Source organism: Alcaligenes sp. YSL9 (assembly GCF_030515105.1).
GTDB lineage: Bacteria > Pseudomonadota > Gammaproteobacteria > Burkholderiales > Burkholderiaceae_B > Alcaligenes > Alcaligenes phenolicus.
Genome location: NZ_JALXJU010000004.1, coordinates 113,723 through 139,390 on the forward strand (window position 1 = coordinate 113,723; position 25,668 = coordinate 139,390).

At 58.4% G+C, this 25,668-nt stretch carries 17 protein-coding genes; 14 read left to right on the plus strand and 3 right to left on the minus strand.

Going from position 1 to position 25,668, the window contains the following annotated elements:
• Positions 1 to 8 precede the first annotated feature (8 nt).
• The 4 genes from M2Q46_RS17060 to M2Q46_RS17075 all read left to right on the plus strand — a co-directional run bounded on the left by M2Q46_RS17060 (position 9) and on the right by M2Q46_RS17075 (position 7,054).
• Positions 9 to 3,758: a DUF2235 domain-containing protein gene (locus M2Q46_RS17060; protein ID WP_302357687.1), complete on the plus strand. Its 3,750-nt coding sequence runs from the start codon at positions 9 to 11 to the stop codon at positions 3,756 to 3,758.
• Positions 3,759 to 3,879: 121 nt separating this feature from the next.
• Positions 3,880 to 5,565, plus strand: a complete 1,686-nt coding sequence (gene argS, locus M2Q46_RS17065) for an arginine--tRNA ligase (protein ID WP_026483856.1) — start codon at positions 3,880 to 3,882, stop codon at positions 5,563 to 5,565.
• A gap of 14 nt (positions 5,566 to 5,579) precedes the next feature.
• On the plus strand, positions 5,580 to 6,323 hold the full coding sequence (locus tag M2Q46_RS17070; RefSeq protein ID WP_021447119.1) for an SPOR domain-containing protein: 744 nt from the start codon (positions 5,580 to 5,582) through the stop codon (positions 6,321 to 6,323).
• A gap of 89 nt (positions 6,324 to 6,412) precedes the next feature.
• Positions 6,413 to 7,054: a thiol:disulfide interchange protein DsbA/DsbL gene (locus tag M2Q46_RS17075; RefSeq protein WP_009463582.1), complete on the plus strand. Its 642-nt coding sequence runs from the start codon at positions 6,413 to 6,415 to the stop codon at positions 7,052 to 7,054.
• A 226-nt stretch (positions 7,055 to 7,280) separates the two neighbouring features.
• On the opposite strand, the gene metC is transcribed toward M2Q46_RS17075, so the two are convergent.
• Together metC and M2Q46_RS17085 are read right to left on the minus strand one after the other, a co-directional pair.
• On the minus strand, positions 7,281 to 8,477 hold the full coding sequence (metC, locus tag M2Q46_RS17080) for a cystathionine beta-lyase (RefSeq protein WP_060186559.1): 1,197 nt from the start codon (positions 8,475 to 8,477) through the stop codon (positions 7,281 to 7,283).
• 113 nt (positions 8,478 to 8,590) lie between these two features.
• Positions 8,591 to 9,667 (minus strand): MBL fold metallo-hydrolase, encoded by a 1,077-nt coding sequence (locus tag M2Q46_RS17085; RefSeq protein WP_035269270.1) that lies wholly within the window; start codon positions 9,665 to 9,667, stop codon positions 8,591 to 8,593.
• 115 nt (positions 9,668 to 9,782) lie between these two features.
• On the opposite strand from M2Q46_RS17085, the gene M2Q46_RS17090 reads away from it, so the two are divergent.
• From M2Q46_RS17090 to M2Q46_RS17130, 9 genes are all read left to right on the plus strand, one after another.
• Complete coding sequence (locus tag M2Q46_RS17090) at positions 9,783 to 10,175, plus strand: MerR family DNA-binding transcriptional regulator (RefSeq protein WP_009463587.1); 393 nt, start codon at positions 9,783 to 9,785, stop codon at positions 10,173 to 10,175.
• Positions 10,176 to 10,256: 81 nt separating this feature from the next.
• Positions 10,257 to 11,435 (plus strand): isovaleryl-CoA dehydrogenase, encoded by a 1,179-nt coding sequence (locus M2Q46_RS17095; protein WP_302357689.1) that lies wholly within the window; start codon positions 10,257 to 10,259, stop codon positions 11,433 to 11,435.
• A 69-nt stretch (positions 11,436 to 11,504) separates the two neighbouring features.
• On the plus strand, positions 11,505 to 13,316 hold the full coding sequence (gene aceK / locus M2Q46_RS17100; protein WP_238399759.1) for a bifunctional isocitrate dehydrogenase kinase/phosphatase: 1,812 nt from the start codon (positions 11,505 to 11,507) through the stop codon (positions 13,314 to 13,316).
• Positions 13,309 to 14,490, plus strand: a complete 1,182-nt coding sequence (locus M2Q46_RS17105; RefSeq protein ID WP_035269274.1) for an acetyl-CoA C-acyltransferase — start codon at positions 13,309 to 13,311, stop codon at positions 14,488 to 14,490. The genes aceK and M2Q46_RS17105 overlap by 8 nt, the downstream gene beginning before the upstream one ends.
• Before the next feature lie 72 nt (positions 14,491 to 14,562).
• Positions 14,563 to 16,170 carry a carboxyl transferase domain-containing protein gene (locus M2Q46_RS17110; RefSeq protein WP_042484787.1) on the plus strand — a complete coding sequence of 536 codons (1,608 nt, stop codon included), beginning with the start codon at positions 14,563 to 14,565 and terminating at the stop codon, positions 16,168 to 16,170.
• A gap of 14 nt (positions 16,171 to 16,184) precedes the next feature.
• Positions 16,185 to 18,197 (plus strand): acetyl/propionyl/methylcrotonyl-CoA carboxylase subunit alpha, encoded by a 2,013-nt coding sequence (locus M2Q46_RS17115; RefSeq protein WP_302357692.1) that lies wholly within the window; start codon positions 16,185 to 16,187, stop codon positions 18,195 to 18,197.
• Between the two features lie 110 nt (positions 18,198 to 18,307).
• Positions 18,308 to 19,216, plus strand: coding sequence for a tRNA glutamyl-Q(34) synthetase GluQRS (gene gluQRS / locus M2Q46_RS17120; protein WP_302357694.1), 909 nt, complete (start codon positions 18,308 to 18,310; stop codon positions 19,214 to 19,216).
• Positions 19,168 to 19,347: a hypothetical protein gene (locus tag M2Q46_RS17125; protein WP_302357695.1), complete on the plus strand. Its 180-nt coding sequence runs from the start codon at positions 19,168 to 19,170 to the stop codon at positions 19,345 to 19,347. The genes gluQRS and M2Q46_RS17125 overlap by 49 nt, the downstream gene beginning before the upstream one ends.
• A 282-nt stretch (positions 19,348 to 19,629) precedes the next feature.
• Positions 19,630 to 20,088 (plus strand): DUF494 family protein, encoded by a 459-nt coding sequence (locus tag M2Q46_RS17130; protein WP_009463598.1) that lies wholly within the window; start codon positions 19,630 to 19,632, stop codon positions 20,086 to 20,088.
• 245 nt (positions 20,089 to 20,333) lie between these two features.
• Here M2Q46_RS17130 and M2Q46_RS17135 read toward each other — a convergent pair whose 3' ends face one another.
• On the minus strand, positions 20,334 to 22,841 hold the full coding sequence (locus tag M2Q46_RS17135; RefSeq protein WP_302357697.1) for a GDYXXLXY domain-containing protein: 2,508 nt from the start codon (positions 22,839 to 22,841) through the stop codon (positions 20,334 to 20,336).
• A 113-nt stretch (positions 22,842 to 22,954) separates the two neighbouring features.
• Between M2Q46_RS17135 and M2Q46_RS17140 the strand changes: the two genes are divergently transcribed.
• Positions 22,955 to 25,549, plus strand: coding sequence for a DNA topoisomerase III (locus tag M2Q46_RS17140; RefSeq protein WP_060186565.1), 2,595 nt, complete (start codon positions 22,955 to 22,957; stop codon positions 25,547 to 25,549).
• The last annotated feature ends 119 nt before the right edge of the window (positions 25,550 to 25,668 follow it).

Below are 25,668 nucleotides of genomic sequence, written 5' to 3' on the forward strand. Positions count from 1 at the left end.
AGTCCTTCATGCCTGCCGCGTTTCTGCCATGGTTAATCTTGCTCTTGACCACCTTGCCGTCCCTGGTCTGGTCACAAAGCTCGCTTGAATGCCCATTGCCTCCATCTTCCACCCGCTGCGCACCAGCGGCCGCCTTGGGAGAACAGGCCGAGCCCGCAACGGATATGGGTTTGCTCAATCCAGTGGATTTGCTCAGCGGACAAAAATACCAAAGCGATACAGACCTGCCGCTAAGCCAGGCCTGGCCTTTGCTGCAATTGCAGCGTCATTGGAATGGGCAGGGGCGAAACCCCACACCGACACTTGGGCAAACTGGCTGGGCCTTGAATTACGACCTGCAATTGCGGCAGCAAGGCCATGCCTTGTTCATGCCGGATGGAAGACAAACGCGCTTGTACCCACCTGCACAGCGGCAAAGTTCGGGCTGGTTCTGGCAAGGGCCGAATGGTTTGATTCTGCGGTTTGATGAGCAGGGCTGGTTAATCCATGTGCGTATATCTACTCAGCAGTGGCTGGATATAGAACGTTTTGCAGGTACGCATCCACAGGCGTATGCGGTTAACACTGTGCGTAATCATTTGGGCCAAGCGCTGGTGTTTGACTGGGAAAGCCAAACGCAGGAGTCGGTGTCGCTACCAGGGCCGGAGCAGAGTCAAGAACCAGGACAAAACCAAACTCAAGTTCAGGCATCAGGACAGGTTCTATCCCAAACTAAAACCAGTTCCCTGACCCATGTCACAAGGGCGGTAAGGGCAGCGGGAACGGCCGCAGTAGCAGCAGCGACGACGGAGGCAACTACGGCTACGGCTACGGCTACGGCTACGGCTACGGCTACGGCTATCAATATTAAAACCCCGGCCGGGCCGTTTCGCTTGCTTCTGGAACAGCAGGATCAACAAATCTGGCTGGCCAGCGTCAGCCGTCCGGACGGCATGCAACGCCTCTATCATCCAGCCCCCGCACCTTGGTCGCACCGTTTGGGTGGCAACAGCCTGCAAGCACCGGGGCAAGCCCCTCAGCCAGTCCAACAATGGGAGTACGACGCCCAAGGCCGAGTCAATAGGTTGATCTCCCACGCCTTCAAGCAAGACTGGACGGCACGCTATGAGCCAGGTCTGAGCGAATGGTCCATAGGTACGGAGCGACATCGCTTCCATTACCGAGACTATCAAGGCCAGCAGCGGCTACAAAAACTGGAAAGCCGCTTGTGTAGGGACTGTCCGGCCCACAGCACGGAATGGCACTATGACCCGCAAGGGCGCTGGTTGCAGGCCGGACCTTGGACAGCGCAACGCCGGGCAAATGGAACGCTCTCTCGACTGGAGAAAAGGCAGGGCGGCTGGGGAGCATTACGTTTGGAGCTGGATGAAAAAGGGCGCTTGCAAAGCTGGGCAACCAGCCAGCATGGAAGCGAAACACGGCGCTGGAACCCGAATGGCAAACTGACGTACCTCGAATATGCCGAAGGAGGCGCGCTCCAAATTCAATACGACCAACAGGGACGCCTGAGCAGTCTTGAACATCAGCAAGGTCAGGACACTGAACGCAGTGAGCTGGACTGGCTTGGGCCTGGCGCGCTGCGTATTCGTCATCCCACAGAAACGCAATGGCTCAAATTGCGGGCCGGTTTACTACAAGAGCGCCGTTTGGAACGCCGCCATAGTCCCGGCCAACGCTGGACCGAGCGCTTTGAGTACGACGAGCAGCGCAAGCTGACGCGGCACACCCTGCCGGAAGGTGGCCAGCTACGCTATCACTGGGACAAAAGCGGACGATTGCTGTCTCTGGAGTGGATCAAGCAGACCGGGCAAAGCCAGACCGTGATCCACGCACAAGAGGTGGGCTATGCCTGGGGTAATGGCCTTCAACTGATCAGCCATGCGAACAGCACCGGGCAAGCGGTGGATTTGATGCTTTTGCAGCCGGATGGCAAACCTGCCTGGACACAAGCCCGCCGTCTGGATGCCCAAGGCAGGGTGCTGGAGGATCGTCATGAATACCCGCTGCTACAGCAAACCCGTCATTGGCTCTTGCACTACGACGCCCAAAGCCGGCTCATCGCTTTCCGCCAGGACCAGACAGAACCCGAACAGTGGCTGGCCTGGAGCCACAACGGTGGCCTTGCTGCACGCCACCCGAAGCCAGCCGCCTCCATTCAGCGTTCTCCCTCCGGCACGGCGAAAGCCGTCGGAAACCTGAATCTGGACTACGGCCCCAACCGTCGCTTGAAGCGTGTGCAAACAGCAAGCTCCACACTGGTCGAATACCGGCACGATGCCTTTGGCCAACGTATCTGGCGCCAGCAAGGCAATCAGGAGCGTGCCTTCTTCTTTCACGGCCAGCAATTAATGGCTGAGCTGGATTTACCAGCTACACCCGGCCAGCTCATTTCCCGGCGCTATCTGTATGCCGGGCTGACACCAATAGGCATGATTGTTTATCAGCCAGACGGACAAGGGCAGCTGTATTACCTGCATAGTGATTTGATGGGAGCTGTGCGGCTGATTAGCGATCAGCAAACCCAGCCGGTTTGGGCTGCCGACCTGAACCCTTTAGGACGGGCCGAGCCTTTGCTTGAAACCCTGGAATTCAACCTACGCCTGCCGGGGCAGTACGCGGAATCGGCTACCGGCTGGCACGACAATCTCTTGCGTACCTATCTACCCGATCACGGGCAGTATCTGGAAGCGGACCCGTTGGGGCCCTGGCCACAAACCCAGGCCGTGGGTTACGCACAGCAACAGCCTTTGCGTCATATTGATCCCACCGGCCTGCTCCTGTTCGCCTTTGATGGCACACGACAGGCTCCTATTACCAATAGCAATGTGTGGAAACTGTCGCAGTTGTATCAGGATGGAGCGGTGCATTACACCGAAGGGCCGGGGGATCCAGTCACCCTGAACTGGGATGCACTGACTGCTTGGCGAGCGGGGCAGATTCTGGAGTCGCAATGGAACAATTTTCTGAATCGCATGCAGGAACAAGGCCCGGCTCCTAGCGCTGTACCCGTGGACTTGCTGGGTTTTTCTCGGGGAGCGGCACTGGCACGAGACTTTTCCAATCGAATTCTGGATCACGTGCAGCAGGGCTGGTTTGTGCTGAATGATCCGCAGCGCGGCGCCATCCGTGCCTGCATCACGCCCCGCTTTTTAGGGCTGTTCGACACCGTGGCCCAGTTCGGGCTGGGAGGCGGCAGCAACTCCCAATACCGCTTGGGCGTCTCCGACGCCTGGAGCTGGGTTGCGCATGCCGTCGCCATGCATGAACACCGTGCCTACTTCCCCTTAAGCGCCCTGACAGAGGCCATGAACACGGTGGAAATGCCTTTTATCGGCGCGCACAGCCAGATTGGCGGCGGCGTGCTGCCGGATGAAAACGAAGAAACCATCAGCGATCTGGATAAGGTAGCGCTGGCCTGGATGCATTGGCAGGCCAGGGCGACGGGCCTGACGCTGGCGGAACTGGCGCACACAGACCTTAGCGTCCTTCACCCTGTATTACTGGACATGCGCCTGCCTGGGCTGCGACTGACGAAAGGCAGTTTGCGGGGTGTGGACTATCACGGAGCGGGTCGAAACCTGATGTATCAGGACCTGCATCCACGTCTGGGGCAGGCTACCCAACAATCCATGGAAACCGTGATCAAACGCCATAACAGCTGGCGCATCCGTCCCGGAAATCAAGTGGGTTGGGTAGACATGGACGCTTACGATACGTGGTTACATAACCACCTGGGATGGGAGCGCCAGGCTTCTTGAAAAGAATTTGGCGTCAAATCACGCTATCATGTGGGGCTATCCGGCGGGCCAATGTCGCGCCTTCCATCTGGGGCGTGTTCCACACGCCGCAGTTGTCTTTCTACCAATCCAGACCTTTCCTATGCTTGCTGAGCAACAATCTCAATTAATCGCCTGCCTCCAGGCTGCCGTCCGTGCCATCTTGCCCCAGGCTGAACCCAACATCACGCTGGAGCGCCCCAAAGTGGCTGCGCACGGTGATGCTGCCTGCAATATTGCCATGCAACTGGCCAAACCAGCCGGTCGCAACCCGCGCGAGCTGGCTCAGCAAATCGTCGATACCCTCCTGGCCGATCCGAACGCCGCCGCTTTGCTGGCAGGCGCGGAAATTGCCGGTCCGGGCTTTATCAACTTTCGTCTGTCCACCGCCACGCACCAGGCTGTCCTGAAGACTATTGCTGAACAGGGCGATAACTTCGGTCACCTTGCTCCTACCCAGGAAAAACTGATGGTGGAGTTTGTGTCGGCCAACCCGACCGGCCCCTTGCACGTGGGCCACGCCCGTCAGGCTGCGCTGGGCGACTCGCTGTGCCGCGTATTCAGCTCCCAAGGGTACGACGTAACCCGCGAGTTCTACTACAACGACGCCGGTAACCAGATCGACAACCTGACCACCAGCGTACATGCCCGTGCCCGTGGCATCGAGCCCGACAGCGAGCAATTCCCCGCTGACGGCTACAAGGGCGACTACATTCTGGATATCGCCCGCGACTACCAGGCCGGTGCAACGGTTCAGGCTGCCGATGGCGCCTCCGTCACCGCCAGTGGTGATCTGGACAATTTGGAAGACATCCGCCGCTTTGCCGTGGCCTACCTGCGCCGCGAGCAGGATCTGGACTTGCAGGCTTTCGGCCTGAAGTTCGACAACTTCTACCTGGAAAGCTCGCTGTACACCTCCGGCAAGGTTGAAAAAACCGTGCAGGCCCTGATCGACGCCGGTCACACCTACGAGCTGGACGGCGCGCTGTGGCTGCGCACCACCGAACTGGGCACAGGCGACGACAAAGACCGCGTGATGCGCAAATCCGAAGGCGGCTACACCTACTTCGTGCCGGACGTGGCCTACCACGTGGCCAAGTGGGAACGCGGTTTCCACCACGCCATCAATATTCAAGGCTCCGACCACCACGGCACCATCGCCCGTGTACGCGCTGGCCTGCAAGGCCTGGGTCTGGGCATTCCCAAGGAATTTCCGGCCTACATCTTGCACAAGATGGTCAAAGTCATGCGCAATGGCCAGGAAGTGAAAATCTCCAAGCGTGCAGGCAGCTACGTCACCTTGCGTGACCTGATCGAATGGGTAGGCCAGGACGCCGTGCGCTTTTTCCTGATCCAGCGCCGTGCCGACTCCGAATTCGTATTCGATATCGATCTGGCCCTGTCCAAGAGCGAAGAAAACCCGGTTTACTACATCCAGTACGCCCATGCCCGTATCAACTCCGTGTTGAACCAGTCGGCAGAACTGCTGGATCAGGTTCCTCAGGCCGACATCACGCCTTTGACCGCCCCCACCGAAATCGCCCTGCTGCAACGCCTGTCCGAATATCCCAATGTGCTGGCCCAATCCGCTCGCGAATTGGCTCCTCACCACATTGCCTTCTGGCTGCGCGACTGCGCGGCGGACTTCCACTCCTGGTACAACGCCGAGCGCGTGTCGGTAGACGACACCACCTTGCGTCTGGCCCGTCTGCGTCTGGCCCAGGCCTGCGCCCAAGTCATTCGCAATGGTCTGAACCTGCTGGGTGTGTCCGCACCCGAACGTATGTAAACCCATAGGCAGATATGGCAAGAGCACGTAAAAAATCCAGTAGTTCCGGCGGTACGTATACCGGCATTCTGATTGGCCTGATTCTGGGTCTGGGCGCGGCGGTCGCCGTTGCCCTGTTTGTCACCAAAGTGCCCATGCCCTTTGTGGACAAGGCCAGCCGGGACAAACCTACCGTTGCCTTGCCTGAAGGGCGAGACTTACTGGACCCGAACCGGGACCTGTATGGCAGCTCCAGTGGACAAACTCCTCCGCCGGGCGACACCATTCCCGGTTTGACCTTGCCCCCCGTGAATTTGCCCAGCATCCCGTCCAAGCCTGCTGCACCGGACGCCTTGGGTGATCTGATCGCCACCTTGCCCGCCATGGGCACGGAACCAGCTCGCCAGCCAGAGACCCGCAATACCGCTCCTGCGGTAACGCCTCCGGCCACAACGCCTGCCGCTCCAAGCACCCCGGCACCGGCCACCAGCAAACCCGCCACACCAGCTCCGGCTGCGCCCCCGGCGGCGACCAAGCCAGCCACCACCTCCACCCCCTACTACCTGCAAGCAGGCGCATTTCGCAACAATGCGGACGCCGAAGCCATGAAGGCCCGCTTGTTGATGCTAGGCTTTGACGCTTCAGTGCAAAGTGCACAGGTCAATGGCAGCACGGTGAACCGGGTACGCATGGGCCCCTTCAAGGGCATAGACGAAATGAACCGGGCACGCAGCCGTCTGGCCGAGGAAAAAATTGATACTTCGGTGGTCCGGCCCTAAGCAATTTGTGCCAAAGGCAGCCCCAAGGTGAACTTTTCCGCCATTGCACAGGTCATAGACCTCATCTTCCCCATTAAGGAAATTGATTCATGAAGCTGAACGCATTGTTTGTACGATCCCTGGTCGGTGCCAGTCTCTTGGCTGGAGCGACCTTGTTGCCCGCCACCAGCGCGCTGGCTCAACAAGCCGACCAAGGCTACGTTACCCTGCCTGCGGCTCAGCCCTCGGACAGCGTCGGTAAAACCGAAGTGCTGGAGTTCTTCTCCTACAGCTGCCCACACTGCGCCATCCTGGAACCCAAGGTCGAAGCCTGGTCCAAGACCCTGCCAGACAACGTCGTACTGCGCCGTGTGCCTGTTGCCTTCAATGCCGGCATGACTGATCTGCAAAAGCTGTACTACACCCTGGAAGCCATGGACCGTCTGGACCTGCATCCCAAGGTGTTTGAAGCCATCCACCAGAAACGTGAGCGCATTTTTGATGCCAAGACCATCACGGCCTGGGCAGCCGCACAAGGCGTAGACAAGGCTCGCTTCGAGCAAACCTTCAACTCCTTTGGTGTGCAAACCAAGGCCAATAAAGCCAACGAACTGTCCAACACCTACCAGATTCAGGGCACACCTAGTCTGGCAGTAGGCGGCAAGTTTGTGACTTCACCTGCACTGGCCAATGGTTACGACGAAAGCATCACCAAAGCTCAAGAGCTGGTGAAGATGGTCACTAATCGCTAATTAGCGATCTGGCTGAGCCATACCGCCAAGGGCCCTCAAGACTGGATTCGTTCCGGTTTTGAGGGCCCTTGGCGTTTCTATATCTGTGATCTATTAGCTGCCGGTAACTCGTAAGTAATTCGATAACAGCGGCTTACAAGAAGGTACGGGATTCCAACGTCATTGCAAGTCTGGGCCATTTATTAAAGCCAGGGTGCGTCCCTGGCTGGAGCAGTCAGTGAAAGGCCTAAGCCTGCGCCGCCGTCTCAAAAGCCTGCGTCAGGTCAGCGCACAAGTCTTTGGTCGATTCCAAACCGATATGCAGGCGCACCAGACTGTCCTGGCTGTCCTGCCAGTAGCTATGACCACTTAGAAACGCCGTATCCACCAACTGCACCAGGCTTTCAAAACCACCCCAGGAAAAGCCGATACCAAACAGGGTCAGGGCATCTACGAATGCGCGTGCCTGCGCATTGTTCAGTCGTAGCTGCACCGACAACATGCCGTTAGAGCCGGTGCAGTCACGTTGCCACAAGGCATGGCCAGGATCTTGTGGCCAAGCGGGATGATAGATACGGGTAACTTCAGGGCGACTATCCAGAAATTGGCACACAGCCAGCGCATTGGCGGCGCTTTCACGCATACGAATAGGCAGGGTACGCACACCGCGTAATGCCAACCAGGCGTCATCGGCACTGATGGAAAAACCCAGCGCATAGTGGTTGTCGTGCAGGCGTTTATTGATGGCTGGATCTGCGGACATGACTGCACCCAACATCAAATCGGAGTGGCCTGCCACATACTTGGTCCCAGCCACGATAGACACGTCAAAACCCAATTCCAAGGGACGGTAGATATAGCCCGAGCCCCAGGTGTTGTCAGTAACCAGCAGCAAATCGTGCTTGCGGCCAAACTCCGCCAAGGCGGGCATATCCAGCATTTGCATCAACAAGGAGCCGGGTGACTCCACGTACACCATGCGGGTATTGTCCTGCAGATGACGGGCCATTTCCTCGGGGGTCGGTGCACAGAACGTGGCCTGTATACCCATCCGGCGCAACACAGTCTTTTCCAGATAACGCACCGGACCATAAGCGCTGTCAGCAATCAGCACGTGATCGCCAGAATCCAGCAGTGCCAGCAAACCCAAGGTAATCGCTGCCATGCCGGACGGTGCCAGCAAAGCCTGGGTGGCAGATTCCAGCTGACAGAACACCTGCTCCAGTGCAGCGTGAGTATCCATGCCCGAGCGCCCGTAGGTAACCGAGCGTTTTTCAGGATCTGCCTTGTCCGCCTGGGCTCGATCCAGAGCGTCCAGATTGCGAAAGCGCACCGTACTGGTGCGCATGATGGGCACGGCCACCGGCGCCGCATCGGTATGCGGATCGAACGGGGCCAGACCCGTATGTTGCAAGGCGGTGTCCAGGGCGAGATCAGAGCTCATAGTGTTGGCAGGCGGTAGCAAGAAAAGCTCTACGCTACCACAGGCGAGCGGGCCCAGTCGCCTCTGCCAACAGTCGCTATATTGCCCCCTCTTATTAAGAGGCGCCCCAGTGTTTAAATGCGCTGGAAACGGTAAACCCCATCCTCGCCCATCTCACGACGCAAACGATCATCAAAATACAAGGCGTGCAGGTGAGCAATGGCCTCGCCCATGGCAAAGGTCATCTGATGCGAGTCCAGCTTGCGATGAAACAGCACAGGCAGAATATCGGCGGCGGTACAGGGCTGGGCACAGGCTTCCAACACTTCTTCCAGACGCTCGGCGTGATGCTCCTGCTGCTGACGAATGCGCTCGTGCATGCCACGGAAAGGCTTGCCATGCGAAGGCAACACCAAAGTATCCGGGGCCAGATCCTGATAGGACAGCAGGGAGTTCAGGTACAAAGGCAAGGGATTCGCAAAGGGCTCGGTATCGAACACGCTGATATTGGTGGAGATACGCGGCAAGAGCATATCACCGGAGATCAGCACCTTCAGTTCTTCACAATACAGGGACATATGCTCGGGAGCATGGCCGTAGCCCACGATCAAACGCCAGGGGCGACCGGCAATCACCACACGCTGACCATCCATCAAGCGCACAAAACGCTCGGGCACCGAAGGCACCATCGAAGGGTAGTAATCCCCACGGCTGCGAATCTGTTCACGGGCTTTCTCATCTTGCAGGCCGTGACGGACAAAATGCGCTTCTGCCGCCACACCATTCGGGCCACCGGCCTCCGCGCCAGTCTGGCGTCCACCTGTCCCCGACCACAGCCTGGCGGTCGCGTAGTCCGTCATGCTGATCCACAAAGGTGCATTCCAGCGCTGGCACAACCAGTCCGCCAAACCGACATGATCCGGGTGCATGTGAGTAACGATCACGCGCAGCACGGGCAAGCCTTCCAGCTCGCTCTGGAAGACCTGTTCCCACAGTTCGCGCACTTCGGGACGGGCGACGCCACAATCCACAATGGTCCAGCCCTCGCGCCCCTCGATTTGGTCGCGCAATAGCCACAAATTGATGTGATCCAGCGCAAAAGGCAAAGGCATACGCAGCCAACGCACCCCCGGCGCGACTTCCAGGCTGCCACCCGCTGGGGGCAGGGTATCTGCCCAGGGATAATTCAATTTTTGTTCGTTAGGATTCATGCTCGCTCCAATGAATGGCTCTTGTAGGGCGTAAGGGCTGTCCATACTAAAAGGCCCTAGTTCCCTCTCTAGCTCTATGGCATGATAGTTTACGTTTACGTAAATCACACTAAAAATGACAACGACAACCTGGACAATATCGGATCTGGCGCACGAGTTTGGCATCACGCCTCGTACCCTGCGCTTCTATGAAGACCAAGGGATCTTGAGCCCGCTGCGCCAAGGTACACAGCGCATTTATCAGCCCCGCGATCGTGCCCGCCTGAAGCTGGCCCTGCGTGGCAAGCGCCTGGGGCTGCAGTTATCGGAGATTCTGCGGCTGATCAATATGTATGAATCCCCGATGGACACGGCTTCCCAGCTTAAGCACTATCAGGAGGTATTGAACGAGCATCGCCTGCGCCTGGAGCGCCAGCGGCAGGACCTGGATCAGACCTTGCAGGAAATTCAGGACCAGCTCGACATCTGTCACACCATGAGCGAACAGTTGAAGTTGGAGTCCCGATAAGGGAAAACCCATATATATGACGTTTACGTAAACGTAATATAAATACAATTCCACAACCCATTTATTTCCACGGAGTGTCTCATGAGCCTGCCCGGCCTGAATTTCGATCTTGGCTCCGACCTGGACATGCTGCGCGACGCTGTCGCCGACTTCTCCCAGGCCGAAATTGCCCCCTTAGCGGCCCAACTGGATCATGATGACCAGTTCCCCATGCACTTGTGGAAGAAGTTCGGTGAGATGGGTTTGCTGGGCATGACCGTTAGCGAAGAATACGGTGGTGCGAACCTGGGCTATCTGGCTCACATGATCGCGATGGAAGAAATCTCCCGTGCCAGCGCCTCGGTGGCTCTGTCCTACGGTGCGCACTCCAACCTCTGTGTGAACCAGATCAACCGTAACGGGACGGAAGCCCAGAAGCAAAAATACTTGCCCAAGCTGATCAGCGGTGAGCATATCGGTGCCTTGGCCATGAGTGAGCCTGGTGCTGGTTCGGACGTGGTCAGCATGAAGCTGCGCGCCGAAAAGAAGGGCGATCGCTATGTGCTGAACGGCTCCAAAATGTGGATTACCAACGGCCCGGACGCTGACACCCTGGTGGTGTACGCCAAGACGGACCCACAAGCCGGTGCACGCGGCATTACCGCCTTCCTGATCGAAAAGGATTTTGCCGGTTTCTCCGTTGCCCAAAAGCTGGACAAGCTGGGTATGCGCGGCAGCCACACAGGCGAGCTGGTGTTCCAGGATTGTGAAGTCCCTGAAGAAAACGTGCTGGGCCAACTCAATGGTGGCGTCAAAGTGCTGATGTCCGGCCTGGACTACGAACGCGCCGTGCTGGCGGGTGGTCCGCTGGGCATCATGCAAGCCGTCATGGACGTGGTGATTCCTTACATCCACGACCGCAAGCAGTTCGGCCAGGCCATTGGCGAATTCCAGCTGATTCAAGGCAAGGTGGCCGATATGTACACCAACCTGCAAGCCAGCCGCGCCCTGTGCTATGCCGTGGGCAAGAATCTGGACCGTCTGGGTGCAGGCCATGTACGTTCCGTGCGTAAAGACTGCGCGGCCGCCATCCTGTACAGCGCCGAAAAAGCCACCTGGATGGCCGGTGAAGGCATCCAGATTCTGGGCGGCAACGGCTACATCAACGAATTCCCCACAGGCCGCCTGTGGCGCGATGCCAAGCTGTACGAGATCGGCGCGGGCACCAGTGAAATTCGCCGCATGCTGATCGGCCGCGAACTGTTCGCTGAAACCGCCTAAAAAGGCAAAGGCATGTCCAACCCTGATTTTGGCGAAACCACCGTCATTACCCCAGTTCAAAAACCGGGGATGACGGCTATCCAGGTGGCCCAGGCCATGCTGGATGGGTTCAATCGCCACTATGCGCTGTTTCGCTACAGCGCCCAGCGCGCCAAGTCTTTGTACGAATCGGGCGACTGGCATGGTATTCAGCAGCTCTCGCGCGAACGTATCGAGTACTACGCGACACGGGTGCGCGAATGCGCGGCCATGCTTAGCCAGAATCTGCGTTTGCATCAGCCCACGCCTTCCGATCCGGCGCATCTGGACGAGGCCCAGCAGCAATTGTGGCTGCAAGCCAAGGCTGAATTTGTGCGTTTGCTGTCGGGCCACCGTCAGCCGGAATGTGCCGAGACCTTCTTCAACTCCGTCTCCTGCCGCGTGCTGCATCGGCACTACTTCCGCAACGAATTCATTTTCGTGCGCCCAGCCGTTGCCACGGATTATCTGGACGGCGCGCTGCCTTCGTATCGGGTTTATTACCCCACCGAAGAAGGTCTGGAAGCCAGTCTGACCAGTATGCTGGCCGACTTCGGTCTGGCCGCCCCCTTTGCCGACCTGCCGCGCGATGTGCGCACGCTGGCTCGCATGGCCGTGCGCCAATTGTGCCGCCGCCTGCCACGTGGCTACGGCTCGCGCATTGGCTCGGATTGCCAGATTCAGGTGCTGAACTCCCTGTTCTTCCGCAACAAGGGTGCCTATGTAGTGGGCCGCCTGATCAATCAGGGTGAAGTGCTGCCCTTTTCGATTGCCATTTTGCATCGCCCCTCGGGACACTTGTATATAGACGCCTTGCTGCACACCACGGACGACCTGTCCACGCTGTTCAGCTTTACCCGCGCCTATTTCCTGGTCGATATGGAAGCCCCGTCGGCCTATGTGGACTTCCTGTCCAGCCTGCTGCCACGCAAGCCCAAGGCCGAGCTGTACACCGCCATCGGTCTGCAAAAGCAGGGCAAGACGCTGTTCTACCGCGACTTTCTGCACCACCTGTCGCACTCGCACGATCACTTTGATCTGGCTCCCGGTATTGCCGGTATGGTGATGACGGTATTTACCTTGCCGTCCTACCCCTATGTGTTCAAGCTAATCCGCGACCGAATTCAAAAGCAGGGCATGGACCACGCCACGGTGCGCAGCAAATACCAGCTGGTTAAAAAACATGATCGTGTCGGGCGCATGGCCGACACCTGGGACTACGCTCAGGTTGCCTTGCCCAAGGCACGCTTTTCCGAAGCCTTGCTGGAAGAACTTCGCCGCGAAGTGCCCAGCCTGCTGGAAGAGTCCGAGGACACCATCCTGCTGCGCCACGTCTACATTGAACGGCGCATGACCCCGCTGAACCTGTATTTGAACAAAGCCAGCGACCCCGCCCTGAATGCCGCAGTGGAGCAATACGGCAAGGCAATCCGGGAACTGGCCGCCGCCGACATCTTCCCCGGCGATATGTTGTTCAAGAACTTTGGTGTGACCCGTCTGGGCCGCGTCGTCTTCTATGACTACGACGAAATCCAGCACATGCGCGAGATGAACTTTCGCGCCATTCCGCCTGCACCAAATGAAGAAGCCGAAATGGCCAGCGAACCCTGGTATCCCATCGGCCCGAACGATGTATTTCCCGAAGAATTCGGCTACTTTCTATTGACCGACCCTCGTATTCGCAAAGCCTTCATGGCCCACCATGCAGAACTGCTGGAGCCTGAATGGTGGACTCAGTGCCGCTTGCGAGTGACGCAAGGTCGGATCGAAAATATTTTTCCGTATAACAAAGATCGGCAGCTGCACGAGTTTGCCAAACGCGCGCCGGTCTCCTCTTTGCAACCAGGAGTCTTTCATGACTAATTCCGTTGTCATCGTCTCGATCGCCCGCACCCCTATGGGCGGCATGATGGGTAGCCTGTCCGATCTGGCCGCCCACGAACTGGGCGCCGTCGCCATCAAGGCGGCCATGGAGCGCTCGGGCATTCAGGCCGACAAGGTCGACGAAGTGATCATGGGTAACGTGCTGCAAGCCGGTCAGGGCCAGGCTCCTGCACGCCAGGCTGCCTTGGGCGCCGGTCTGCCCCAGGGTGTAGCTTGCACCACCATTCACAAGGTTTGCGGTTCCGGTCTGAAAGCCGCCATGTTTGCCCACGACCTGCTCAAGGCAGGCAGCGTGGACGTGGTGGTGGCCGGCGGTCAGGAAAGCATGAGCAATGCTCCCTACCTGCTGCTGAAAGGCCGCGAAGGCTACCGCTACGGTCACTCCACCGTGTATGACCACATGGCCATGGACGGCCTGGAAGATGCCTACAGCCGTGGCACCGCCATGGGTGTATTTGCCGAAGATTGCGCCAGCAAATACGAGTTCAGCCGCGAAGAGCAAGATGCTTACGCGCTGGAGTCGCTGCGCCGCGCTCGCCAAGCCAGCGATGACGGCAGCTTTGAATGGGAAATTGCGCCAGTCACCATCGCTGGCCGCAAGGGTGATGTCGTTGTGGCCAAGGATGAAGCCCCCACCAAAGCCATGCCCGAGAAGATCCCCACGCTGCGTCCCGCTTTCAAGAAAGACGGCACGATTACCGCTGCCAACGCCTCGTCCATTTCGGACGGTGCCGCCGCCATGGTGATCACCACCGAAGAGAAAGCCAAGGAACTGGGCGCAACTCCACTGGCCCGCATTGTGGCTCACACCCAGCACGCGCAAGAACCGGCCTGGTTCACGACCGCTCCAGTCGCTGCTATCCAAAAACTGCTGGATAAAACCGGTTGGAGCGTGGCTGACGTTGACCTGTTCGAGATCAACGAAGCCTTCGCCGTGGTCACCATGGCCGCCATGAAAGAGCTGAACATCCCGCACGACAAGGTCAATATCCATGGTGGCGCAACTGCCCTGGGTCACCCCATCGGTGCATCGGGTGCTCGCCTTCTCGCAACCTTGATCGGCGCACTGCGCAAGACCGGTGGCAAGCGCGGTATTGCCTCGCTGTGCATTGGCGGTGGCGAAGCTGTCGCCCTGGCCGTCGAGCTGGTCTAAAGCAAGCTCATCAGCCGGGCTGCGGCCCGGCTGATTTTATGGGCTTTTCTCTGTTCTCTTTCCAGGCACGCCATGTCAGTTATTGAATCCCGCATCAATCCGCGTTCCCAAGACTTTCAGGACAACGCCTCGATCATGCAGGCCCTGATCCTTGATCTGCGCCAAAAGCTACAGAAAACCGCCTTGGGTGGGTCCGAATCCTCCCGGCAACGCCATGTGGGTCGCGGCAAGCTGCTGCCCCGCGAGCGCGTCGAACGTCTGCTTGATCCCGGCACCCCTTTCCTGGAGCTTTCGCCTTTGGCTGCCCAGGATGTCTATAACAACGAATCCCCGGGCGCAGGCATCATCACCGGCATTGGCCGCATTGCAGGCATTGAATGCGTGGTGGTCTGCAACGACGCGACGGTCAAAGGCGGTACTTACTATCCGCTAACGGTGAAGAAGCATTTGCGTGCCCAGGAAATTGCACAACAGAACAATCTGCCCTGCGTGTACCTGGTGGACTCGGGCGGGGCCAACCTGCCCAACCAGGAAGACGTATTCCCGGACCGGGACCACTTTGGCCGCATCTTCTACAACCAGGCCAATATGTCGGCCCAGGGGATTGCACAGATCGCCGTGGTGATGGGTTCGTGTACCGCTGGCGGTGCCTACGTTCCGGCCATGAGCGATGAGTCCATCATCGTGCGCGATCAGGGCACCATCTTCCTGGGTGGCCCGCCACTGGTGAAAGCTGCAACTGGTGAAGAAGTCAGCGCAGAAGACCTGGGCGGTGGCGATGTGCACACCCGTCTGTCCGGCGTGGCTGACCATCTGGCCGAGAACGATCTGCATGCGCTGGAACTGGCACGCCGCTGCGTCGGCCGCCTGAACCGCGAGAAAAAACTGCCCTGGCCGCTGAAAGAAGTGCGCGAGCCACGTTACGACCCGCAAGAGCTGAACGGCATCATCCCTGCCGACACCCGCAAGCCCTACGATGTGCGCGAAGTCATCGCCCGCATTGTGGACGATTCGGATTTTGATGAATTCAAGGCCCGCTTTGGCACCACGCTGGTGACCGGCTTTGCCCATATCCACGGCATGCCTGTAGGCATCATTGCCAACAACGGCATTCTGTTCTCCGAAGCGGCCCAGAAGGGTGCCCACTTCATCGAACTGTGCTGCCAGCGCAAGACGCCTCTGGTGTTCCTGCAGAACATCACCGGCTTCATGGTGGGCCGCAAGTACGAAAACGAAGGGATCGCCCGCCACGGTGCCAAGCTGGTCACCGCCGTTTCTACCGCAGCCGTGCCCAAATTCACCGTGATTCTGGGCGGCTCCTTTGGTGCCGGTAACTACGGTATGTGTGGCCGCGCCTTCAGCCCGCGCCTGCTGTTCCTCTGGCCCAATGCCCGCATCTCGGTCATGGGTGGTGAGCAGGCAGCCAGCGTGCTGGCTACCGTGCGCCGTGATGGCCTGGAAGCTCGTGGCCAAAGCTGGAGCGCCGAGGAAGAAGAAGCCTTCAAGGCCCCCATCCGCGAACAATACGAACATGAAGGCCACCCCTACTACGCCACTGCGCGTCTGTGGGATGACGGCATCATCCAGCCTTCGGACACCCGGCGCGTTCTGGCCCTGGGCCTGTCCGCCGCCTTGAACGCCCCTATTGAAGACACCCGCTTTGGCGTGTTCCGCATGTAAGACAAGGAGACACTGTGTTTCAGACCCTGCTGATAGCCAATCGCGGTGAAATTGCCTGCCGGGTGGCCGCTACTGCCCGCAGCCTGGGGCTGCGTACCGTTGCGGTTTACTCCGACGCGGACGCCGACGCCCAGCACGTACGTGCTTGTGATCAAGCCGTGCGCATCGGTGGCCCCGAGCCACGCGACAGTTATTTGAAGATCGACGCCATTCTGGAAGCCGCCCGTGCCACTGGCGCGAATGCCATCCACCCTGGCTATGGTTTTCTGTCCGAGAACGAGCACTTTGCTCGCGCTTGTGAAGAAGCCGGCATTATTTTTGTAGGCCCGCCCGCTCAAGCCATTGCGGCCATGGGCAGCAAATCCGCCGCCAAATCCCTGATGGAAAAAGCCGGCGTACCTTTGGTGCCCGGTTACCACGGCGACAATCAGGACCCCGACTTTCTGCACCAGCAAGCCGACCAAATCGGCTACCCCGTGCTGATCAAGGCCAGTGCCGGTGGTGGCGGCAAGGGCATGCGCATTGTGGAAGAGTCCGGCGCGTTCCTGGAGGCCTTGCGCTCTTGCCAGCGCGAAGCTGCCAGCAGCTTTAGTGACGACCGCGTGCTGATCGAGCGCTACATCACCAAGCCACGCCACATCGAAATCCAGGTCTTTGGTGACCAGCACGGTGGGTACGTGTACTTGTTCGAACGCGATTGTTCGGTACAGCGCCGTCACCAGAAAGTGATTGAAGAAGCTCCCGCCCCCGGCATGACGCCCGAGCGTCGCCAGGCCATGGGTGAAGCGGCCATTGCAGCGGCACGCGCCGTGAACTATGTGGGTGCAGGCACGGTGGAGTTCATTGCCGAGCAGGACGGGCGTTTCTACTTCATGGAAATGAATACCCGCCTGCAAGTGGAGCACCCCGTCACCGAGCTGATTACGGGCCACGATCTGGTGGAATGGCAGCTGCGTGTGGCCGATGGCCAGCCTTTGCCTGCCAAGCAGGAAGAGCTGAGCATCAATGGTCACGCCATTGAGGTTCGCATTTACGCAGAAAACCCCGATAAGGACTTCCTGCCCTCCATCGGTACACTGCGCAGCTTGCAGTACCCCGCCCATGCGTCCTTCACCTCCGGTGATGTGCGTATCGACAGCGGCGTGCGTGAAGGCAGCGTCATCAGTCCCTTCTACGATCCCATGATTGCCAAGGTCATCACCCATGGTGCTGATCGTGAACAGGCCCGTCGTCGCCTGATTCGCACGCTGGCCGATACTCAAGTGGCCGGTGTACACACCAACAAGACCTTCCTGCAACGTCTGCTGGGCGATGAAGCCTTTGCCCAGGCCGATCTGGATACGGGTCTGATCCCACGTCGTCACGATGCGCTGTTCCCCAGCAATCAGGACGTTCCAGCTTCTGTGCTGGCCTTCGCCGCCTGCGCCGTGCTGACTCATCAGGGTATGAGTGGGCAAGCCCCCAACTCCGACCCCTGGGCGGTACATGACGCCTGGCGTTTGAGCGGGGACTACGATCAGAAAGTGGCCTTGCAACTGGGTGAAGAAGCCCACGAAGTGCTGCTGCAACGTCGTGACAACCAGTGGCAGATCACGCTGGGCGAAACCCAACACGCGCTGCGCTGGCAAGCCGAGGCAAGGGCTGGTCTGGCCAACACCCTGACCTTGCGTCTGTGGCTGGATCAGGTCGAGTACCGCGCCCAGGTGCTGCAAGATGGCGACCATCTGCAAGTTGCCCAGGCTGGTTCAGACTGGACCCTGGCCGTGGTCAACACCTTGGCCAGTGCCGGCACCAACAGCCAGGAAGCCCACGGAGGCCGCCTGACCGCTCCCATGCCGGGCAAGGTCATTGCCTTGAATGTGGGCGCAGGTGACAGCGTCAAACAGGGCGATGTGCTGCTGGTCATGGAAGCCATGAAGATGGAACACTCCATTCAGGCACCGGCTGATGGCACCGTGGCCGAGCTGTTCTTTGCCGTGGGAGATCAAGTGCCCGAGGGCGCTGAACTAGTCACCATGGAGAGCTAAAACTCCTCCCTTCCAGCCCGTGTAAAACGCATTGCCGGGCTGGAAAAATAGGCGTAAAGTCGCACTAACAAGAGCCCCCGTCCAGGGGCTCTTGCCGTTAAGAACGACTCATGACCGCCCAGCCTCTTACCCCCTACTGTGGTCGCTTTGCGCCTAGTCCCAGTGGTCCCTTGCACGAGGGTTCACTGGTGGCCGCTATGGCCAGCTACCTGGATGCACGCGCCCAGAACGGGCGCTGGTTACTGCGCATTGAAGATATAGACACGCCACGCGTGGTCGCAGGGGCTGACCAGATCATCATGCAGCAGCTGCAAGGCCTGGGCATGCATTGGGATGGCGAGGTGATTTGGCAAAGCCAGCGGCTGGCACGCTACCAGGAAGTGTTTGATGGCCTGCGCGAGCGAGATCTGGTCTACGGCTGCGCCTGCACCCGTCAGGAAATTCTGGCGGCTTCCATGCCGGTTGCCCCGGATTCGCATGAATATCCCTATGCAGGCACCTGCCGCCACGGCATCCCGGCAGACCGTGCCATCCGTGCTTGGCGGCTGCGTGTCCCGGAAGGAGTGGAACACTTCACGGATCGTTGGGCCGGACCGCAACAGCAGGACGTAGCCAAAGAAGTCGGGGACTACATTCTTAAACGCGCCGACAAGCTCTGGGCTTACCAGTTTGTCGTGGTCATTGATGATGCGGACAGCCAGATCACTGATGTTGTACGCGGCGCAGACTTGCTCAGCTCCACAGCCCGCCAGCGCGTACTGCAAAAAGTCCTGGGCCTGCCTGTCCCGCGCACGTTGCACGTGCCGCTGGCCTGTGATGAGCAAGGCCGCAAGCTCTCCAAACAGAATCATGCCCCGGCCTTTGACCTGGACCATCCTCTGGAGACGCTACAACGGGTCTGGGCCTTTCTGGGTTTTGCTCCCGTGGCTGCGAACACCCTGGACGGGTTCTGGAGCCAGGCCATCAGTGCGTGGGCGCAGCGCTTCCCGCTGCCTGCGAAGCCAAGCCCGAACAACTGAGCCACGAGCCGAGGCTAGATGCGGATGCGGATGCGGATGCGGATGCGGATGCGGATGCGGATGCGGATGCGGATGCGGATGCGGATGCGGATGCGGATGCGGATGCGGATGCGGATGCGGATGCCAGCTAGTTTAGTGGCCTTTCAACCGCTGCGGTCCCACTTGCAGGGTTTCAAATAAACGACAGTTTCTGCCCCAGCAATCGATTTATGTTTCAATCATAAAGACGCCCTGCCGCAAAGGGCGTCTGCCAGAGCAGACCCAGGCAAAAAGCAGTCTGGATGCGCAAGGCAAGACCCATCCATCCCCTGAACACCCCATTTGCCCCCTACCGCAAATCAGCGTAAAGTTTGGTCACTGGTTACCGAAATCACGCAGTTTTTTTAATCACTTAGGACGGCAACCTTATACCCATGTTTGATATCCTGGTTTATCTATTCGAGACGTATTACAACCCCCAGTCCTGTCCCAAGGCGGAGGTTCTGGCCCACAAGCTGGCGGCTATTGGCTTTGAAGACGAGGACATCAACGACGCACTGGGCTGGTTACATGCACTGGGCGAGACCTCGCAGCAGTGCCAGCCTACGGCTCAACTCAGTCCCAACAGTCAGCGTATTTTTTCTGAGCACGAACAACATGTGCTGGGCGCTGATGCCATGGGTTTCATCACCTTTTTGCAAAATTCCGGCGCTCTTACCGCCCACCTGCGCGAAATCCTGATTGAAAGCGCCATGACGGTGGACGAAAGCCCGGTCTCGTTGGACAAAATAAAAATTGTCGCCCTGATGGTTTTGTGGAGCCACGAAGCCGAAATCGATCACCTGATCTTTGAAGAGCTGCTCAGCGACGACTCCACCCGTCAGTCCCACTAAGCTGATACACAGGAACCTATTTTTTGTTCAAGAAACGGCCCCGATAAAGAGGGTCCTTCAACACAAAAAGCCAAGGCCCGAATCCGACGCTACATCGGACTCGGGCCTTTTTGATTGGGCTTGCTGCTGACTGGCTCTGGCTTGGCTGCCTCTAGCGAAACAAACCCCAGACACAAAAAAGCCGGATTGTCTTTATTAGAGGCAATCCGGCTCCAGGCTATTGAGCGCAGTTGTTCAGCTCAGGCTTACTTGATTTCCTTTCTGTCCTTGTCCAGCATCGCGCGCAGCAGGCTTTGACCACCCTCGACCACCGCAAACTCGCCATAACGGGCGGCATCGAAGCGATCTGCCGAGCCTTCAGCGAAGAACCAGGCATCTGTTCCAGGCGTCCAGTTACTGCGGTGACGACGCATGCGCAAGCGCATCACATCGGAAGGTTCAGCCACAGGGCCTCCTTCGCTCCACAGACGCTCCTGGCCGTCCTGCTCCAGATAAACACCCTTGAGCTGCGCCACCTTGTTCTCATCCAGCTGCACCGCCACAACCACCCACTGCTGAGCGTCCATCTGGGCAAGCGCGTCCTTGGGCAAGCCCCAGGACAGGGCAGACAGGTTCTGCGACAGGGCAAAGTTCAAGGACATATAGTCGCCCTGCATCAGCGAACGGGGGTCCACCGGAGCCAGCTCCAGCAAGACCGTCTGACCATCGCTCAAGATACGTTCTTTTTGCACGATGGCCACGTTGGCCACACCCAGCACAAGCACGGTCCCCAGCAGAACGCTGGCAATAATACCCTTGGGTGCCTCCTGCGGCTCTGCTACCACCCCTTTCTTCTTGCGGCTCAACTGACCCAAATAGGCAAAGACCAGACATCCCACTCCGGTTGCCAGCAACAGTTCGGCCTTGTCCAGCAAGCTGATATTCAGGATGTAATACAGACGCCAGAGGCAGAACAGGCCCATTGCCACGGCCACCGCCAACAAGCTGAGATAACGCCAGGCATAAGCCACCAGAATCCAGCTCAAGGCCAGGGCCACTGGCGGATAGGGTGTCCAGACCGCGCACAAAGCGGCCATCCCCAGCAAGGCAATGCCATAAACCAGGGGCTGGTCACGCCAGCCACGCCAATAAAACGCCAGTATCGCCAAAGGAGCCATGGCCAGCAGAAAGCCAGCTACGGTCAGGTACGGCCGCGACTCGTCCCAGAAGGGCATGGAATAAAACAGCGTGCCCGCCGAAACAAGATGAATCTGGGAAGCGAGCAGCAAGGACCAGAACAAGGGCAGCCAGAAATGCGGCTTGCGCTCACCACGCAGATAAAAATGCCCCAGCAACAAGGCGGCAAAAAACATGAATGCCGCGGGCATTTCCAGCACCCAATAAGGCATCATGGTCCAGCGATCAAACAAGCGCTCGATCACCAGAAACTCGATCGCGGCCAGTGCCCAAATCACCAGCAACATGCGCAATACGAACTGGCCTTTGGCAAGTCTGTACAGCAAGGTGCTGATCACGACGGCTATCATGGCGCTGGCCTCAGGTGGCCAGGGGTAGCGCATGTCCACAAGCGGCGCGCTCAGCAAGAGCAGCGCACACGCAACCCAGCCGCCGACCAGATCCCGGCTGGGTACTGTGTGAGCCTTGCCAAACAGCACGGGGGACACCAGAGCCATGATGCCGCCCAGTACACCTAGCGCTTCCAGACTCAAATCCAGAGAAACAGCCAGGTACAGCAGAATAATCAGCGGTAACAGCAGGTAGAGGAACAGCTTGATCACGCGCAGATACCAGGGGTGATGCTCGTCACTATCCTGAGCGTCAGCTTGAACACTAGCCTGTGCGTGGGCCAGGGTCTCTGCTGTTGAGGCGGCAGGACTTGTTGCCATTGCTGCGTTCACTGGTGCTTGAGTTGCGGCCGCTTCGCCACCATGAGTCCGTCGCCAATGGACGACCTGTTGCTGCAGGAAGCGCAGCAAGCCCAGGCCCAGGCCCACAATCACCACCACGATCAGCAGAAACGCATCGCTTGCATACTCAATAATCAGCATGCTCAAGGAGCCATACGCACCGAACGAGGCCAAGGACATGATCAGCAAATCCGGGCGGCGGTAGTGATAAATACCGTACAGCACCAGGAACAGGACCAGTCCCAGCAGGAAGTTGCCTTCCATGACCTGGGCACCGATGAAAAAACCCACCGCAATTGCTGCCACACGCGGCACGATGCGCCACGGGTCATGACGCGCACGCCAGATGGTTTCGGCGGCCAGCAACAACAGCGCATTGACTGCCAAAGCTAGCAAGGTCTGCGAGGTGTAACTGCGCCCGAACCAGCCTAAGCGGGCAACATCAATCCACAAGTACAAGGCGGTATTGATCAGTACCAGCCACAGCACCGACAGAAAGACACTGCGCACTGTGAATACCCAAGGTATGATCAGCACAGTCCACAATGCGAAAAGCTGCCAAGGGTCTGCGCCAGTCTGATAAGTCTGGCCAATCAGCGCCAGCAAACCGCCCGTGGCCACGGCGGCCAGGCCGGTCAAAGCAGCAGGCACTCCCAGGTCATGACCCCAGCCACCGGAACGTCGGCGAAACAGCAAGGCCAGCCCTGCAGAAACCAGCACGGCGCCTTGAGCCAGGGCAAATTTGGCTACGTGCCCCCAGTTTTCCCAATTGGCCGCAATCCAGGTCACCAGACCACTAGCGAGCAGCAAAACGGCCAAACCCCAGGCCAGTTTTGTCAGAAACACTCGCCAGTCTGTGGGCCATACGTTAGTCTTGTCAGGTCTCATAACTTGCATAGAGGGATAAGCACCTCGTATCATTTCGCGCATTGCAGCGCAGTTGCTGTCACTGGAATCATATGGATAAAACACTAATCATTGCCGAGAAACCTTCAGTCGCCGTAGATATCTCGCGGGCATTGGGCGGTTTCACTCGAGAAGGTGATTATTTCGAAAGCGATCGCTATGTGCTGGCCTCCAGCATCGGCCATCTGCTGGGCCTGGTGGCCCCTAATGATCCGGTCCGCGGCAAGTGGAGCTTCACACATCTACCTGTTATTCCCCCTCAGTTTGAGCTCAACCCGACTGACAAGAAATCGACTGAGCGCTTGAAACTGCTGGTCAAGCTGATCAAACGAAAAGATGTCACCGCTGTGATTAATGCCTGTGACGCGGGGCGCGAGGGTGAGCTGATTTTTCGCTACATTATGCAGTACGCTGGAGCGAAAAAACCGGTGCAAAGGCTTTGGTTACGTTCGATGACACAATCGGCGATCCGTGAAGCATTTGAAAACCTGCGCGACGATGAAGACATGAAACCGCTGGAAGCGGCGGCCCGTTCGCGCGCTGAAGCGGACTGGCTGGTGGGCATTAATGGCACGCGTGCCATGACGGCTTTCAATAGCAAGGATGGCGGTTTTTTCAAGACCCCCGTGGGCCGTGTGCAAACCCCCACGCTGGCTATCGTGAACGAGCGCGAGAACCGCATTCGCCAGTTCGTGTCGCGCGATTACTGGGAAGTACATGCGGACTTTATTGCCGCTGCAGGCCTGTACACCGGCCGCTGGTTCGATCCCAAGTTCGTCAAAGACGAGCATGACCCCGAGAAAAAAGACTCGCGTCTGTGGTCCCTGACGGCGGCCCAAACCATTGTGGCCGCGTGCCGCGAGCAACCCGGCGTAGTCACCGAGGAATCCAAGCCCAGCACGCAGATGTCGCCCGCCTTGTTTGATTTGACCTCGCTGCAACGCGAAGCCAACTCGCGCTTCGGCTTCTCTGCCAAGACCACCTTGTCCTTGGCGCAGACGCTATACGAACGCCACAAGGCGCTGACTTACCCCCGTACCGATTCGCGCTATCTGCCTGAAGACTATATAAGTACGGTGCAAGAAACCATGCGTGCGCTGGCTGACAGCGGTACGCCTGCCAGCGCTTCGGTACAGCCGTTTGCGCAGGAAGTGGTCGAGCAGAAATGGGTCAAGCCCAACCGTCGGATTTTCGACAATAAAAAGGTTTCGGATCACTTTGCCATCATCCCCACCTTGCAGGTGCCTCGGGAGCTGAGTGATGCCGAACACAAAATTTACGAGCTGATCAGCCGTCGCTTCCTGGCCGTGTTCTTCCCGGCCGCGGAGTTCCGCGTCACCACGCGTATTACGCAGGTGTCCGGTCACCACTTCAAGACGGAAGGCAAAGTGCTGGTCAAACCGGGCTGGCTGGCTATTTATGGCCGCGATGCCCAAGGTGAAGATGCCTCCCTGGTGCCGGTTGCGGACGGCGAGAAGGTTCGCACTGAAGACGTGAACACCAAGGCCCTGGCTACCAAGCCACCTGCACGCTTTACGGAAGCGACCCTGCTGTCGGCCATGGAAAGCGCCGGCAAACTGGTAGATGACGAAGCCTTGCGCGAAGCCATGTCCGAGCGCGGTCTGGGTACGCCAGCCACTCGTGCTGCCATTATTGAAGGTCTGCTGAACGAAGCCTACTTGCGTCGTGAAGGCCGCGAACTGGTGCCTAGCGCCAAGGCACGTCAACTGATGACTTTATTGTCCGGTCTGGGCGTGAGCGAACTGACTTCGCCCGAACTGACTGGCGAGTGGGAGCACCAGCTCAAGCAGATCGAGCAACGTCAGCTGGATCGGGACGTGTTCATGCGTGAAATCGCGCAGATGACGCAAGTTATCGTCAAGCGCGCGAAAGAATATGAGCGCGACACGGTTCCGGGTGATTACGCGACCTTGCAGACGCCATGCCCTAAATGTGGTGGCGTGGTCAAAGAAAATTACCGTCGTTATGCCTGCACGGCTTGCGATTTCTCTATCGGCAAGCACCCCGGTGGTCGCACCTTTGAGCTGCCTGAAGTTGAAGAGCTGTTGGCCAAGAAAGAACTGGGCCCACTGCCTGGTTTCATCAGCAAGATGGGTCGTCCCTTTGCGGCACTTTTACGCATTACCGACGAGTACAAGCTGGAGTTCGACTTCGGCCAGAACGACGACGATGATGACGAAGCCCTGGATTTCAGCGGCCAGACCCCGGTCGGCCCCTGCCCCAAGTGCCAGTCTCCCGTCTTTGAGCACGGTTTGCGCTATTTGTGTGAAAAGTCCGTTGGCCCTTCCAAGAGCTGCGACTTCCGTAGCGGCAAGGTGATCTTGCAGCAAGAGATCACCCGCGAGCAGATGGCCAAGTTGCTGGGTGAGGGCAAGACAGACTTGCTGGATGGTTTCGTGTCCTCGCGCACCAACCGCAAGTTCAAAGCCTTCCTGGTGCGTCAGGCAGACGGCAAGATCGGCTTTGAGTTCGAGCCTCGTCCAGAGAAGCCAGGTCGCAAGTCGGCCGCCAAGAAAACGGCGACCAAAGCGGTGGCTAAAAAGACGGCCGTGAAGAAAACAGCGGCTAAGAAGACGAGCGCTAAAAAATCGGCCACCAAAAAAACGGCCGCTAAAACCGCACAATAATCTGCCGGCCCACTACATCGATCGCAACAAGGCCCGCGCCATCAACTGCACCCCAAAAGTTGGATATTGATCCAACCTTTGGGGTGTTTTTTATGCCCCACCACGTGACACCTCGCTAG

Excerpts from the sequence above, each read along its gene's own strand:
- M2Q46_RS17060 (WP_302357687.1), top strand. The coding sequence starts at position 9 with ATGCCTGCCGCGTTTCTGCCATGGTTAATCTTGCTCTTGACCACCTTG.
- argS (WP_026483856.1), top strand. The coding sequence starts at position 3,880 with ATGCTTGCTGAGCAACAATCTCAATTAATCGCCTGCCTCCAGGCTGCC.
- M2Q46_RS17070 (WP_021447119.1), top strand. The coding sequence starts at position 5,580 with ATGGCAAGAGCACGTAAAAAATCCAGTAGTTCCGGCGGTACGTATACC.
- M2Q46_RS17075 (WP_009463582.1), top strand. The coding sequence starts at position 6,413 with ATGAAGCTGAACGCATTGTTTGTACGATCCCTGGTCGGTGCCAGTCTC.
- metC (WP_060186559.1), bottom strand. The coding sequence starts at position 8,477 with ATGAGCTCTGATCTCGCCCTGGACACCGCCTTGCAACATACGGGTCTG.
- M2Q46_RS17085 (WP_035269270.1), bottom strand. The coding sequence starts at position 9,667 with ATGAATCCTAACGAACAAAAATTGAATTATCCCTGGGCAGATACCCTG.
- M2Q46_RS17090 (WP_009463587.1), top strand. The coding sequence starts at position 9,783 with ATGACAACGACAACCTGGACAATATCGGATCTGGCGCACGAGTTTGGC.
- M2Q46_RS17095 (WP_302357689.1), top strand. The coding sequence starts at position 10,257 with ATGAGCCTGCCCGGCCTGAATTTCGATCTTGGCTCCGACCTGGACATG.
- aceK (WP_238399759.1), top strand. The coding sequence starts at position 11,505 with ATGACGGCTATCCAGGTGGCCCAGGCCATGCTGGATGGGTTCAATCGC.
- M2Q46_RS17105 (WP_035269274.1), top strand. The coding sequence starts at position 13,309 with ATGACTAATTCCGTTGTCATCGTCTCGATCGCCCGCACCCCTATGGGC.
- M2Q46_RS17110 (WP_042484787.1), top strand. The coding sequence starts at position 14,563 with ATGTCAGTTATTGAATCCCGCATCAATCCGCGTTCCCAAGACTTTCAG.
- gluQRS (WP_302357694.1), top strand. The coding sequence starts at position 18,308 with ATGACCGCCCAGCCTCTTACCCCCTACTGTGGTCGCTTTGCGCCTAGT.
- M2Q46_RS17130 (WP_009463598.1), top strand. The coding sequence starts at position 19,630 with ATGTTTGATATCCTGGTTTATCTATTCGAGACGTATTACAACCCCCAG.
- M2Q46_RS17140 (WP_060186565.1), top strand. The coding sequence starts at position 22,955 with ATGGATAAAACACTAATCATTGCCGAGAAACCTTCAGTCGCCGTAGAT.